The 12,613-nt window shown below is 73.6% G+C and carries 12 protein-coding genes and 1 pseudogene; 6 read left to right on the forward strand and 7 right to left on the reverse strand.

What is annotated here, in order from left to right; all coding sequences use genetic code 11:
• Window positions 1-79: 79 nt before the first annotated feature.
• Window positions 80-457: a hypothetical protein gene (locus QFZ64_RS26505; protein WP_307071982.1), complete on the reverse strand. Its 378-nt coding sequence runs from the start codon at window positions 455-457 to the stop codon at window positions 80-82.
• Between QFZ64_RS26505 and QFZ64_RS26510 the strand changes: the two are divergent.
• From QFZ64_RS26510 to QFZ64_RS26520, 3 genes and pseudogenes are all read left to right on the forward strand, one after another.
• Window positions 399-774: pseudogene (locus tag QFZ64_RS26510) on the forward strand (transcriptional regulator); the annotation flags it as partial. The gene QFZ64_RS26505 and the pseudogene QFZ64_RS26510 sit on opposite strands and share 59 nt — an antisense overlap.
• Before the next feature lie 143 nt (window positions 775-917).
• Complete coding sequence (locus QFZ64_RS26515; protein WP_307069871.1) at window positions 918-1,676, forward strand: SDR family oxidoreductase; 759 nt, start codon at window positions 918-920, stop codon at window positions 1,674-1,676.
• 90 nt (window positions 1,677-1,766) lie between these two features.
• Entirely contained in the window at window positions 1,767-2,753 is a 987-nt protein-coding gene (locus QFZ64_RS26520; RefSeq protein WP_307069872.1) for a phosphotransferase family protein, read from the forward strand.
• A gap of 31 nt (window positions 2,754-2,784) precedes the next feature.
• Here QFZ64_RS26520 and QFZ64_RS26525 read toward each other — a convergent pair whose 3' ends face one another.
• Complete coding sequence (locus tag QFZ64_RS26525; RefSeq protein ID WP_307069874.1) at window positions 2,785-3,471, reverse strand: SDR family oxidoreductase; 687 nt, start codon at window positions 3,469-3,471, stop codon at window positions 2,785-2,787.
• A gap of 138 nt (window positions 3,472-3,609) precedes the next feature.
• Here QFZ64_RS26525 and QFZ64_RS26530 point away from each other — a divergent pair, with 138 nt between their 5' ends.
• Together QFZ64_RS26530 and QFZ64_RS26535 are read left to right on the forward strand one after the other, a co-directional pair.
• Window positions 3,610-4,227 carry a TetR family transcriptional regulator gene (locus QFZ64_RS26530; protein ID WP_307069876.1) on the forward strand — a complete coding sequence of 206 codons (618 nt, stop codon included), beginning with the start codon at window positions 3,610-3,612 and terminating at the stop codon, window positions 4,225-4,227.
• Between the two features lie 124 nt (window positions 4,228-4,351).
• The gene (locus QFZ64_RS26535) at window positions 4,352-4,972 is read left to right on the forward strand and encodes a TetR/AcrR family transcriptional regulator (RefSeq protein WP_307069878.1); all 621 of its coding nucleotides are present in this window, start codon (window positions 4,352-4,354) and stop codon (window positions 4,970-4,972) included.
• A gap of 472 nt (window positions 4,973-5,444) precedes the next feature.
• On the opposite strand, the gene QFZ64_RS26540 is transcribed toward QFZ64_RS26535, so the two are convergent.
• On the reverse strand, window positions 5,445-6,497 hold the full coding sequence (locus tag QFZ64_RS26540) for a sporulation protein (RefSeq protein WP_307071874.1): 1,053 nt from the start codon (window positions 6,495-6,497) through the stop codon (window positions 5,445-5,447).
• Between the two features lie 283 nt (window positions 6,498-6,780).
• Between QFZ64_RS26540 and QFZ64_RS26545 the strand changes: the two genes are divergently transcribed.
• Window positions 6,781-8,310 carry a hypothetical protein gene (locus QFZ64_RS26545; protein ID WP_373430670.1) on the forward strand — a complete coding sequence of 510 codons (1,530 nt, stop codon included), beginning with the start codon at window positions 6,781-6,783 and terminating at the stop codon, window positions 8,308-8,310.
• A gap of 39 nt (window positions 8,311-8,349) precedes the next feature.
• On the opposite strand, the gene QFZ64_RS26550 is transcribed toward QFZ64_RS26545, so the two are convergent.
• The 4 genes from QFZ64_RS26550 to QFZ64_RS26565 all read right to left on the reverse strand — a co-directional run bounded on the left by QFZ64_RS26550 (window position 8,350) and on the right by QFZ64_RS26565 (window position 12,591).
• Window positions 8,350-9,462, reverse strand: a complete 1,113-nt coding sequence (locus tag QFZ64_RS26550) for an ABC transporter ATP-binding protein (protein ID WP_307069880.1) — start codon at window positions 9,460-9,462, stop codon at window positions 8,350-8,352.
• Window positions 9,459-10,334: a molybdate ABC transporter permease subunit gene (gene modB / locus QFZ64_RS26555; protein ID WP_373430671.1), complete on the reverse strand. Its 876-nt coding sequence runs from the start codon at window positions 10,332-10,334 to the stop codon at window positions 9,459-9,461. The genes QFZ64_RS26550 and modB overlap by 4 nt, the downstream gene beginning before the upstream one ends.
• Entirely contained in the window at window positions 10,331-11,149 is an 819-nt protein-coding gene (gene modA / locus QFZ64_RS26560; protein ID WP_307069882.1) for a molybdate ABC transporter substrate-binding protein, read from the reverse strand. The genes modB and modA overlap by 4 nt, the downstream gene beginning before the upstream one ends.
• A gap of 296 nt (window positions 11,150-11,445) precedes the next feature.
• Entirely contained in the window at window positions 11,446-12,591 is a 1,146-nt protein-coding gene (locus tag QFZ64_RS26565; protein WP_307069884.1) for a HoxN/HupN/NixA family nickel/cobalt transporter, read from the reverse strand.
• Window positions 12,592-12,613: the final 22 nt, after the last annotated feature.

Genomic DNA, 12,613 nt, shown 5'->3' on the forward strand with positions numbered 1-12,613 from the left:
TGCGGGAAACTTCACTGATCGATCATCCCCCGAAGATCATTACTGCTCGCCGTGCCCGAACGCCTGGAGCACCGTCAATCTAGACCATCGGGGCCGGTATGTAGAGGGGATGTGTGCGATTCGTGTGCGGCTTTGAGACAGGATGCCGCGGCGCGACCGGACGATGCCCGCGATCGGACGATGCGACGCGACCGGACGATGCCCCGCGGCCGGACTCCTCGCGGCCGGACGACGCCCCTCGGCCCGGGATGGTGAGGACGGCCGGGCGGGCCACCACGAGGGCGACGCCGGTCCAGCCGGTGGTGGGCAGGTGTTCGCCGACCACGGTGACGGCCAGGACCGCGGCGACCGCCGGTTCCAGCAGGGTCAGCGTGGTGGCCGTGCCGACGGAGACGCGGGCGAGGCTGCGCACCGAGGCGGGGCGCGACCGCCATGACAGGGACCTGCACGACCTCATCGGCGAACTGTCCACCCGCAGCGAGGAGTTCCGCACCCGCTGGGGTGCCCACGACGTCCGTCGGCACGGCAGCGGCACCGACCGGTTTCCACCACCGGGCCGTCGGCGACCTCATCCTCGCCCACGGGGGCATGGGGCCGACCGCCGAACCCGGTCCCACCCTCACCGCCTGCGCCGCCGAGCCCGGCTCCCCCTCCGAGGAGCGACTGCGCCCGCCGGCCTCCCTCGCGGCGACGGACGCGACCGAGGCGACGGTGGCGTCGGAAGGGGCGGCCCCGTCGGCTCCCCGGCGGACGACGGGTGGCTCACCGCGCTGACCTGCGTCGATGCGCCACCCGTACCAGCCGATGCGGAACATCTATTGGCCGTGCGGCGAGCCCCGGGGGCAGGGTGGACGGCGGCGGTCCGGCGGTCTCCGGTGCCGCCTCCCGACCTGCCGTCCTTTTGAAGGAGTACCCCTGTGTCCACATCCGCTCCCACACCCCCCGCCGCCCTGATCACCGGTGGCACCAGCGGTATCGGCAGAGCGACGGCCGAACTGCTGCACGCCCGCGGCTACCGGGTGATGGTCACGGGGCAGAACCCCGAGACGCTCGACGCCGCCCGGCGGGAGCTCCCCGAGGACGTGGTCGTTCTCCGCGCCGACGCGCGGTCCCTGCCCGACGCGGACCGCGTCGCCGACGAGGTCCGCACCCGCTTCGGCGCGCTCACCGCCCTCTTCCTCAACGCCGGCGTCACCCGCCTGACGCCCCTGGCCGAGGCCGACGAGGCGACCTTCGACGAGGTGTTCCAGGTCAACGCGAAGGGCCAGTTCTTCACCCTCCAGAAGACGTGCCCGCTGCTCGCCGACGGGGCGTCGGTCGTCTTCACCGTGGGCATCGGCGCGACCCGGGGCATCGCGGGAGGCAGCGTCACCGCGGGCAGCAGGGGCGCCCTGCTGGCGATGGTGCCCTCCCTGGCCGTCGAGCTGGCACCCCGGCGGATCCGCGTCAACGCCGTGAGTCCGGGAGCCGTCGACACCCCGATCTGGACGAAGTCCGGCATGCCGGCCGAGCTCCTCGCCCAGGTCACCGAGGCCACCGCAGCCCGCGTCCCGTTCGGCCGGTTCGGCACCGCCGACGAGGTCGCCGAGGTGGTCGCCTTCCTCGTCTCCGACGCCGCCGGTTATGTCACCGGGCAGAACATCGTCGTCGGGGGCGGCATCGGGCTCGGGGCCTGAAAAGCGCTCTGCCCGGGAGGGGCGGGTGACGGGTTCGTACGGTGTGCGGCATGCTGCCCCTTCCGAGCCGCCCCTGCCGGGAGGACCCGCATGGAGAGCGTCACCAAAAACAGACAGTCGTCCGCCGCCCTGCGGGCCCTCGCCGAGCGCGCCTACGGACCCGGCCGCGTCCCGCACGGCGAGGGCTGGGCGAGCGAGCTGGGCCACGGCTGGTTCAACGTCGCCTACCGCATCCGGCTGCGTGACGGCGCCGAGGTGGTGCTCAAGATCGCCCCGCCGCCGCACGTGGAGGTGCTCACCTACGAACGCGGCGCCATGGCGACCGAGCTGCGCGTGCTGGAGCTCCTGCGCCGGGACACCTCGGTGCCCGTCCCGGACGTCCACTTCGCCGACACCAGTCATGAACTGTGCGACGCCGACTACTTCTTCATGCCGTACGTCGACGCCGACAACCTCGGCCTCCTCGCCGGCACCCTGCCCGCCGCCGGGCTCGACGCGTACATGGAGCAGCTCGGCGCGCTCAACCGGGAGCTCAACTCCGTGCGCGGCGACCGCTTCGGCCCGCTCACCGGCCCCGGTGATCCGAGCTGGCGCCGGGTCTTCACCGGGATGGTCGAGGACGTCCTCGCCGACGGCGAACGCCGCGCGGTGGACCTCGGCCGGGACTACGACGCCGTCCGCGCGGTCCTCGCCGCGCACGCGGACAGCCTGGACGAGGTCACCGAACCGCGCCTGGTGGAGTGGGACCTGTGGCCCAACAACGTCCTGGTGCGGGACGGGCGGATCGTCGCCGTCATCGACCACGAGCGCGCCTTCTACGGAGACCCCCTGATCGAGGGCGGCTTCGCCGGCACGCAGCTGCCCGCCTTCGGCGACCCCACGCCCTTCCTGCGCGGCTACGGACACCCCGCGCTCACCACGACCCAGCAGGTGCGGCGCCGGCTGTACTGCCTGCACCTGCTGCTGGTCATGATGGTCGAGACGGTGTACCGGGGCCACGCCGACAGCCAGGAGTACGACTGGGCCCGTGCCCGCCTCGACGACCTCGTGCCCCTGTTGGACCCCGCCCGCCGGTGACGGTGCCCGGCCCCGGCAGGGGCGTACGTGTTCAGGCCGCGGCCGGTGCCGCCGACAGGCCCTGCTTGACGAGGCGGGTGACGTCGTCGGCGAGGATCTCGGGCAGGGCCCGCTCGATCCCGTCCAGGGCCTGGGCGGCGACCTCGGCGGGGTCGACCTTCTGGTCGGCCGGTACGAAGTCGGCCATGTCGGTGTCCATGTATCCGACGTGCAGCGCCGAGACGTCGATCCCGCGGGGCGCCAGCTCCTCGCGCACGGCGTCGGTCAGCGCCCACGCGGCGGCCTTGGCCGCCGAGTAGGCCCCGGCCCGCGCGGGGTGCAGCCAGGACAGCACCGACAGGACGTTGAGGACGGCACCGCCGCCGTTGCCCTCGATGACCGGGGCGAAGGCCCGCGTCACGGTGAGCGGACCGAAGAAGTTGGTCCGCATCTCCAGGTGCACCGTGTCCAGGTCGCCGTCGAGCAGCGCCGTGCCGGTGGCGATCCCCGCGTTGTTGATCAGCAGCGTCGCGTCGGAGGCGAGGCGTGCCGCCGCCCGTACCGACTCCTCGTCGGTCACGTCCAGGCGCAGCGGCACGGCCCCGGGCACGTCCACGCTCTCGGGCCGCCGCGCCGCCGCGTAGACCTTGGCGCCGCGCGCCACGAGCTGGGTGGCCAGGTGCCTGCCGAGCCCCCGGTTGGCTCCGGTGACGACGGCGACCGCGTTGGTGAGTTCCATGTCCGCTCCAGGTGTCCGGTTCTTCGTGTCCGGTTCTTCGACCGGGCTTCGATCGGTCGTCCGCTTATTTAGATTACGTACGACATCTAAAGAGAGCATAGGATAGATGGCAGCCGACATCCAAATGGGAGGTGGCCGATGGGTCGCGTATCACAGGCGCAGGCGCGGGAGAACCGGCAGCGGGTGGTGGAGACCGCCTCCCGGCTCTTCCGCGAACAGGGCGTCCACGTCAGCGTCGCCGACCTGATGAAGGCCGCCGGTCTCACCCACGGCGGCTTCTACAAGCAGTTCGCCTCGAAGGAGACACTCGTCGACGAGGCCACCGCACACGCCTTCGAGGAGCTCGCCCGCACCTACGCGCCCGCCGCCGGACGGGAGGCCGGGACGGGACAGGCCGGGGCGGGATCAGGAGGGAGGCCCGGGCGGTCCGCCGGCTCGCGCGACGCCGCCGCACAACGCGAGCTGATCGACGCCTACCTCTCCGTGCGCCACCGCGACAACCCGGCGGACGGCTGCCCCGTCGCCGGACTCGCCACGGACATGGCCCGCACCGACGACAGCCGCGCGGCCCACCGTGTCTACGCCGACGGCGTGCGCGGCTTCGCCGACGTGCTGGCCACCGAGGGGGAGGAGGACGGCCTCGTCCGCATGTGCACGATGGTCGGGGCCCTGGTCCTGGCCCGCGCCACCAGCGACGACCCGCTCTCCGAGGACCTCCTGACCGCCGCGCGCACCGCCCTGACGCACGGCGGCTGACCGCGGGCCGTACGAGGCGTGCGGGTGGTGGGGCAGGGGCCACCCTGTGTGCCGTCCCCGTCCGAGGGCCCCGTGCCAGAATGAGGGCGCCCTCCGCCGCCGATCCCCGCCCCGAGGTCCCGCCGTGCCGAAGCCCGCCGCCCGCGAACCGCTGCGGAGCAACGCGCGGTCCAACCGGGCGCGCATCCTGGCCACGGCCCGCCGGGAACTGGGCCGCGACCCGGACGTCACGCTGGAGGAACTGGCCCGTGCCGCCGGCGTCGTACGCCGCACCCTCTTCGGACATTTCCCCGGGCGCGCGGCGCTCCTGGAGGCCCTGGCCGAGGAGGCGTCCGAGGTGCTGAAGGCCACGTTGGAGGACGGCGCCCACCGGTCCGAGGAACCGGCCGAGCGGGCCCTGGCCCGCTTCACCCTCTCGATGTGGGCCGTCGGCGACCGCTACCGGCTGCTGCTCTCCCTGGCCCGGCACGACCTCGGCACCGAACGCGTCGCCGAGGTCCTGGCCCCGGCCCGCCACGAGGCCACCGCCATCCTGGAGCGCGGGCAGCGCGACGGCGTCTTCCACACCCACCTCCCGGCCGACGTGCTCAGCGCCGGTCTGGAGGCGATGACCGTCGCCCTGCTGGAACAGGTCAACACCGGCGCCCTGGCCGACGACGGCACACGCACGGCCGTCGCCATGCTCATCGCGGCCGGCGTGCCACGGGAACGCGCGCACGGCGTGGTCGCCGACGCGGCTGGGTGAGCCGGTCGGCCCGGCGGCGTCCTCGACCTGGCCATCGGGCACCTCGACCTCCGCGAGTACGCCTACGCGCGTCCCGCGCCGATGATCACCGGGGAGTGCGCGGACCCCCGATGCCGGTCAGGGCTGTCTACAGGTGGGCGCGGGAATGACAGCGGGCGGCGGCAGGGGAAGACCCTGATGCTCCAACTGCCGGCGCGGGAGTCCGGCGGCTTCCTGTTCTCGGCGCCGCAGAGCGGACCGAGCAGCAAAACCTCGCGGATGCGGGCGCCGCGTACGCGTCGTTCCGCGGGCTGCGGCGGCCGGTGGCGTTCGGTGACCGGCGCGAGGCGCTGGACGAATCGCCGCGCTTCGGCGAGGACGGCCATGGCCCGGTTGCTCGGCGGGGCGCCCCGCTGCTCGGGCGGGCGAACATGGAGTCGGTCGTGGGCAGGACCGAGCAGGTGTGCACGGCGGCCGTCGCCCGCGGCCCGGGTCAGTCCTCATCGCCCTCGTCGTCGCCCTCGAAGAAGTCGCCGATCTCGTCGACGACTTCGGCCGCGACCAGGCTGCCGACGACACCGGCAGCCAGTCCCGCCGCGCCCGCGGCGACCGCCGTGCCGATGCCCGCACCGGAGCGGTGCCCGTCGTGGTGCCCGCCGGGGGTGTGGGCGTAGTGCGTGCCGTACGGGTCGGCGTACGGGGCGTCGTGTCCGTACGCCGCGTGGGACCCGTACGCCTCGCGGTGTTCGACGAGCCGGCGGACCCAGCCGTCGACCTCCGCGCTCCAGTCGCGCACGGCGACGTCCTGGTGGGTGACCGTGAAACGGGTCAGCGCGTCGTGGCCGGGGGAGAGGAGGCCGCCGCGCTTGTCGGCCTCCAGGATCACCTCCACTCCGGCGGGGGAGGCCAGGAACGTCAGCTCGATCTCGTTCACCGCGTGCGCGTACGCCGGGGGCGGGGTCAGCTCGATCTCCTGGTAGAACGGCAACCGCTGCCCCGTACCCCCGATGTGGCCGTACTCCAGATCCGCCGACCGGAACCCGAAGCCGAGCTGCCCGAACGCCTCCAGCACCGCCTCCTGCACCGGCAGCGGTGCCACGGTGAGCGGATCCAGGTCGCCCCTGTCCCGCGCGCCGGCCACCGCCAGCTCCGTCCGCACACCCAGCACGATGCCGAGCGGCTGCCCGTGCAGCTCGGTCGCCGGTGTCTCCCACGGCAGCGTCAGCCGGAACGGCACGGCGCGCCGCTCGCCCTCGCCGAGCCGGAAGCCCCCGCCGACCACGAACCGTTCGAACGTGACCGTGCGCCCGCTCTCGCCGCCCGCCTCGTCGGCGTGTTCGGTCTCCACGCGCGCGATCAGTTCCAGGGCGATGTACTCGACCTCCACGGCTGAGCCGCCGCCCTCCAGACGGACCTGTCCGGACAGCACGTCCCCGGGCCGCACGGCTCCGTCGCCGCCCCCGTCCTCGCCGCGCCCGCCGTCCAGGACCGTGTCCACGGAGGGGCCGCCCACGCCCATCGCTCCGAGCAGCCGTTTGAACACCATGCGGTGCCGCTCCTTCTCACTCATGCCGAGACCATCAAGATCATCGAGATCGTCACGAGCAGAACTGCTGTGCCAGGCGGGGAAGTTCCCGAACGCCCTCGTACGAGTGACGGCCGCCGTGCGCATGCGACGCGCGCTCCGTTCGGCCCCTTTCGCTCCGCCCCTCCACTTCGTCACTGCCGTGCTGCACCCGTGGGAGGCGTGGGGTAATTTGTCCAGGTCTGTCGTCTCTTCTTGTCCTCACCTCTTCTCTTCTCTCCTCGTTCTCTCCTTGGAGGCTCCGGTGCGTCAGGACGCGTACGGCACACTCGTCGGCGTCCGCCGCCCCGGCGGCCGGCCGGTGTCCCGTCCGGCCGACCACCGCCGGCCGTCGCACCGGCACGGCCGGGCACCGCTCGCGGTCGTGGCCGTTCTGTTCACCGTCGCCCAACTCGCCCTGGTCCGCCCGGACCTGGGGCTCGGCTGGGACGAGACGGTGTACGTCAGCCAGGTCGCCGACCACGCGCCCGCCGCCTTCTTCAGCGCGCCGCGCGCCCGTGGGGTGTCGTTGCTGGTCGCACCGGTCGCCTCCTGGTCGTCGTCCACCGTCCTGCTGCGGGTCCACCTGGCCGCGCTCTCCGGGCTCGCGCTGTATCTCGCGCTGCGCGCCTGGCGGGGACTGCTCCCGGCCCGCGTCCTCACCCTCGCCGGCGCCCTCTTCGCCACCCTGTGGGTCACGCTCTTCTACGGTCCGCAGGCCATGCCCAACCTGTGGGTCGCGTACGGCGCCCTCGCCGCGACCGCCTGCTTCCTGCGCGCCCGCGCCGACCGCCGCGACCGCGCCGCCCTGTGGGGACTGGGCGCGAGCGCGGCCCTCATGGCCTTCATGCGGCCGACGGACGCGGTGTGGGCGACGGTGCCGCTGTTCGTCCTCGCGCTCACTGCCTGGGGCCGCCAGCGGCGGACGGTGCTGGTGCTCGTGCCGGCCGGTGGGCTGGCCGCCGGGGCCGTCGAGTGGATCGTGGAGGCGTACACCGCCTACGGCGGACTCGGCCGACGCCTGGCCGACGCCTCTCGTATCCAGGGCGGCCTGGGCTGGAACCTCGCCTTCGGCGACCAGCTCCGCGGCCTCGCCGGACGCGCCCTGTGCCGGCCGTGCACCGGGCCGCTGCCGTCGCCGGCCCAGACGTGGTGGTGGTTCGCCCTGCCGCCGCTCGCCGCGCTGGGCGCGATCGTCGCGGTCCGCGCCCGGCGTACGGCACCGGCCGTCCTGACCGCGTCGGCCTGCGCCACGACCGTCGCGCTCCCCTACCTGTTCCTCATCGGCTACGCCGCCCCGCGCTTCCTCCTCCCGGCCTACGCGCTGCTCTCGCTCCCGGTCGCCGTGGCGGTGCTGCGGCTGGTGACCGCCGGGTCCGGCCGGTGGCGTACGGCCGCGCGGGTACTGGTCGCGGCGGGGCTCGCCGGGCACCTCGCGGCGCAGTACGCGGTGCTCGACGGGGTGGTGGAGCGGTCGGCGGCGGGGCGGCGGGCGTGGGCGCGTACGGCGGCTGCGCTGCACGGGCTCGGGGTGCGGCCGCCGTGCGTGGTGACGGGGCGTGAGGCGATTCCCGTCGCGTACTACGCGGGGTGCGCGTCGGCGGAGGTCAGCGGGCACAACGAGAACAGCACGGTGGGGGAGATCGTGGCGGCGGCCGCGCGGGGGCCGGTGGCGGTGCTCGGGGAGGCGGGCGGTGAGCCGCCGGGGTTCGCGCGGGGGTGGGCGGTGCATCGGTACGGGGGTGTGTGGGTGTGGGCGCGTCGTGGCTTGTCGCGCGGTTCCCCGCGCCCCTGAACGCGCCCCTGGCGGGACGCCTCTCGTCGGGGCGCCCCCTCAAGCCGGGTACGCGTGTGTCTGCGTCGCCTTCACCGTCGCCCAGACCGTCGCGCCGGGCCGCAGGTCCAGTTGGGCCGCGGAGACCGTCGTCAGGTCGGCCAGGACACGGAGGTCGCCGGTGAGGTCGGCGCGGATCTGGTCGGCGTGGGTCTCCAGGCCCGCCACCTCGCAGCGCCACAGGTTGCGGGCGCTGGCGCCGACCGGGCGCTCGCTGTGCAGGGTGACCGCGCCGGGCGGGAACGCCACGAACGCCGGGCCGGACAGCTTCTCCGACGTCGTGATCGACGGGCCTCCGTCGAGCAGCCGTACGGTGTGGCCCTCGGCCTCCCCCCGGTACAGGTTCAGCCCGACCAGCCGGGCGATGTAGTCCGTACGCGGATGCCGGGCGACGTCGGTCGGCGGGCCCTCCTGCACCACGTGGCCGTCCTCCACCACCACAAGGCGGTCGGCGAGCACCATCGCGTCCAGCGGGTCGTGCGTGACGAGCACCGCGACCGCCTCGAACTCGGCCAGCCGGCGCCGCAGTTCGGCCCGCACCTCCAGCCGGGTGCGGGCGTCGAGCGCGGCCAGCGGCTCGTCGAGGAGGAGCAGCCGGGGCCGGGTCGCCAGCGCCCGGGCGAGCGCGACCCGCTGAGCCTGGCCGCCGGAGAGCCGGCGCGGCTTGGCGCCCGCGTGCTCCGCCAGCCCCAGCCGAGCCAGCCACTCGGCGGCCTGCGCCCGCGCCTCGGCCTTGGAGGCGCCCCGGCAGCGCGGCCCGAACGCCACGTTGTCGAGCGCGGTCAGGTGCGGGAAGAGGAGGTAGTCCTGGAAGACGACACCGACGGGGCGGGAGTCGGGCGGCGTACGGTCCAGTGCCACCCCGTCCAGCCGCAGCCGGCCACCGCTGCCGCCGCCGGCACCGTCGGCGGACAGCGGGACCAGGCCGGCCAGCGCCCGCAACGCGGTCGTCTTGCCCGCGCCGTTCGGGCCGAGCAGCGCGACCACTTCGCCGGGCGCGGCGCGCAGCGTGACGTCGAGCCGGAAGGAGCCGCGCACGACGACCAGGTGCGCGTCGAGGCCCTCGCGGGCGCCGGTCGCCACGGGCGGCACGGGCTCGTCCACCGTGCTCATGAGGCCGTCAGCCAGCGGTCGCGCAGTCCCGCGAGCACCGCGATCGACACCGCGAGCAGCACAAGGCTCAGCGCGATCGCCGCCGCCGGGTCGTTCTGCAATGCCAGGTACACCGCGAGCGGCATCGTCTGCGTACGGCCGGGGAAGTTGCCGGCGAAGGTGATCGTCGCCCCGAACTCGCCCAGCGCCCGCGCCCACGCCAGCACCGCGCCCGCCAGCACGCCGGGCGCGATCAGCGGCAGCGTGACCCGGCGGAACGCGGTGAAACGGGAGGCCCCCAGGGTGGCGGCCGCCTCCTCGTAGCGCGGGTCGGCCGCCCGCAACGTGCCCTCCACGCTGATCACCAGGAACGGCATCGCCACGAACGCCTCCGCCAGCACCACGCCCGTCGTCGTGAACGGCAGCGTGATCCCGAACCACTCGTCCAGCCACCGCCCGGCCACGCCGTTGCGGCCGAGCGCCAGCAGCAGCGCCACACCGCCCACCACCGGCGGCAGCACCAGCGGCAGCGTCACCAGCGCCCGCAGCAGCCCGCGCCCGGGGAACTCGGTACGGGCCAGCAGCCAGGCCAGCGGCACGCCCAGGACGAGGCTGACGGCGGTCGCGGCCGTCGCGCTCAGCAGCGAGAGCCGCAGCGCCTGCCACACCTGCGCACTGGTGAGCTGGTCCGGCAGGTCGCGCCAGGGGGCCCGGATCAGCAGGGCGAGCAGCGGCAGCAGCAGGAAGCAGACGCCCACCAGGGCGGGCAGCAGCAACGGCAACGGCGCGCCGGTCCGACGGCGACGGCCACCACGCGCCGGGCGCCCCCGCCGGAACCGTCCGGAGGGGGCCGGTCCGCCGTCCGCCTCGGCGGGCGCGGGTGACGGACTCACGGCGAGAGGAATCCGGACGTGGTCATCACTTTCTGTCCCGCCGCCGACTTCACCAGGGCGATGAACGCCTTCGCCCCGGCCGTGTTCCCGGCGTGCTTCAACGAGACGATCGGACAGTCGTTGACGGCCTCGGCCGATTCGGGGAACTCCACGCCCTCCACCTTGTCACCCGCCGCCTTCACATCGGTGCGGTAGACGATCGCCGCGTCGGCCTCCTTCAGCTCCACCTTGGTCAGCGCGCTCTTGACGTCCTGCTCGTACGAGACGGGGGTGAGTTTCAGGCCGCTCGCCTCCAGCGCGGTCTGCGCGGCCGCACCGCACGGCACGGTCTTGGCGCACAGCACGACCTTCAGCCCCGGCCTGGTCAGGTCCTTCAAGGAGGCGATCCTGTCCGGGTTGCCGGGCAGGGCGGCGATCTCCAGACGGTTCCGCACGAAGGTCGACGGCGTACCGGCGGCGTCCCCGGCGTCCGTCACCGTCTTCATCGTCTTCGGGCTGGCCGAGGCGAACACGTCGGCGGGGGCGCCCTCGGTGATCCCGGCGGCGAGACTGTCGCTGCCGCCGAAGTTGAAGGTGACCTTCGTGCCCGGGTACTCCTTCTCGAACTTCTTCCCCAGCGCGGTGAAGCTCTCCTGCAGCGAGGCCGCCGCGAACACGGTCACGGTCCCGGAGGGCTTCGCCGGGCCGCCGCCGGAGGCGCTCGCGTCGTCGGAGCCGCCGGAGTCGGACGAACATGCGCCGGCCGTCACCAACACGGCGGCGACACCGACCCCGGCGAGCATCCGTCGACGGGCACGGCGGGACGTACGGATCATCACTGAAGGTCTCCCATTGCCTGGGCGTCACACCTCATGGCCACTCTGATCATAACGCCGCACCTGCCAGCCATGAATCCCCATGTAGCCAGCAGGAGCGAACACAGTCAGTGGAGCAAGGTGGCATGTGCGCCCGCGTGGGAGCAGAGGATCAGCGCCGGGCCGTGGTTCCACCGCGTGGACGCGAGCGAGCGCGCCCCCGACGTCCGTACAAGATCCCGAACCCGGCGCCGGCACTCCTCGCCGGGGCGCACGCCCGGCCAGGCCGGCCGTGCCCCCCGGTGAGAGGTGAGCCCTCAGTTGCCGTCGGCGGTCCGCGGTGACCAGCGCTGTTCGACCCGGGCCAGGCGCCAGTAGGTGAGGGCCAGTGCCCACACCACCACGAACAGCCCGGCGATGACGTATCCGACGTTGTCGAGGTCCAGACCGGCGATCCAGCCGGTCACGGAGTCCGTCAGGTCGAGCTTCTCGTGCAGGACGCCGACCAGTTCGATCGTGCCGATCAGGAAGGCGACGGCGATCGACAGCCCGGTGATCGTGAGGTTGTAGAACACCTTGCGCACGGGGTTGGCGAACGCCCACTGGTAGGCGAAGTTCATGAACGTGCCGTCCAGCGTGTCGAACAGGCTCATCCCGGCGGCGAACAGCAGCGGCAGGCACAGGACCGCGTACCAGGGCAGTCCGGCCGCCGCGCCGCTGCCCGCCATCACCATCAGCGTCACCTCGGTCGCGGTGTCGAAGCCGAGCCCGAAGAGGAAACCGAGCGGGAACATCTGCCCGGGGCGGCTGACGGAGCGGGTGAGGCGGCCCAGGATCCGGTTCATGAAGCCGCGCGAGTCCAGGTGCGCCTCCAGCTCCGCCTCGTCGTACGTTCCCGCCCGCATCGCCCGGAACACCCGCAGGATGCCGAGCAGCGCGACCAGGTTCAGCGCGGCGATCAGATACAGGAAGCCGCCCGAGACGGTGGTGCCGACGACGCCGAGCGTCTGGTGCGTGCGCGAGCCCTCGTTGAGCAGCGTGCCCGCGAGCGCCGTGCCGCCGGCCACCAGCGCGGCCATGACCACCACCACGCTGGAGTGCCCCAGCGCGAACCAGAACCCGACCGACACCGGGCGCTTGCCGTCGGCCATGAGCTTGCGGGTGGTGTTGTCGATGGCCGCGATGTGGTCGGCGTCGAAGGCGTGCCGCATGCCCAGCGTGTAGGCGGTGATGCCGAGTCCGATGCCGAAGGCCTTGGAGCCGACCTCGTAGTGCTCGGGCACCACCAGCAGGAACAGCACCCCGAACGCCACCACGTGCAGGGCCAGGATCACCGCCAGCAGCCCGGCGGTACGGACGGTGTCCTCGCGCCGCCAGCGGAAGGAACCGGTGGGGGCGGCGGTGGCCCCGGGGGTCGCGGGGGTCGTGGAGGAATGCGCGGAAGGGCGCGCGGGCAGGGTCATTCGGTCACGCTCCAGCACCTCG

The sequence above is a fragment of the Streptomyces sp. B3I8 genome (assembly GCF_030816915.1).
Taxonomy (GTDB): domain Bacteria; phylum Actinomycetota; class Actinomycetes; order Streptomycetales; family Streptomycetaceae; genus Streptomyces.

Excerpts from the sequence above, each read along its gene's own strand:
- QFZ64_RS26505 (WP_307071982.1), bottom strand. The coding sequence starts at position 457 with ATGAGGTCGTGCAGGTCCCTGTCATGGCGGTCGCGCCCCGCCTCGGTG.
- QFZ64_RS26520 (WP_307069872.1), top strand. The coding sequence starts at position 1,767 with ATGGAGAGCGTCACCAAAAACAGACAGTCGTCCGCCGCCCTGCGGGCC.
- QFZ64_RS26525 (WP_307069874.1), bottom strand. The coding sequence starts at position 3,471 with ATGGAACTCACCAACGCGGTCGCCGTCGTCACCGGAGCCAACCGGGGG.
- QFZ64_RS26530 (WP_307069876.1), top strand. The coding sequence starts at position 3,610 with ATGGGTCGCGTATCACAGGCGCAGGCGCGGGAGAACCGGCAGCGGGTG.
- QFZ64_RS26540 (WP_307071874.1), bottom strand. The coding sequence starts at position 6,497 with ATGGTGTTCAAACGGCTGCTCGGAGCGATGGGCGTGGGCGGCCCCTCC.
- QFZ64_RS26550 (WP_307069880.1), bottom strand. The coding sequence starts at position 9,462 with ATGAGCACGGTGGACGAGCCCGTGCCGCCCGTGGCGACCGGCGCCCGC.
- modA (WP_307069882.1), bottom strand. The coding sequence starts at position 11,149 with ATGATCCGTACGTCCCGCCGTGCCCGTCGACGGATGCTCGCCGGGGTC.
- QFZ64_RS26565 (WP_307069884.1), bottom strand. The coding sequence starts at position 12,591 with ATGACCCTGCCCGCGCGCCCTTCCGCGCATTCCTCCACGACCCCCGCG.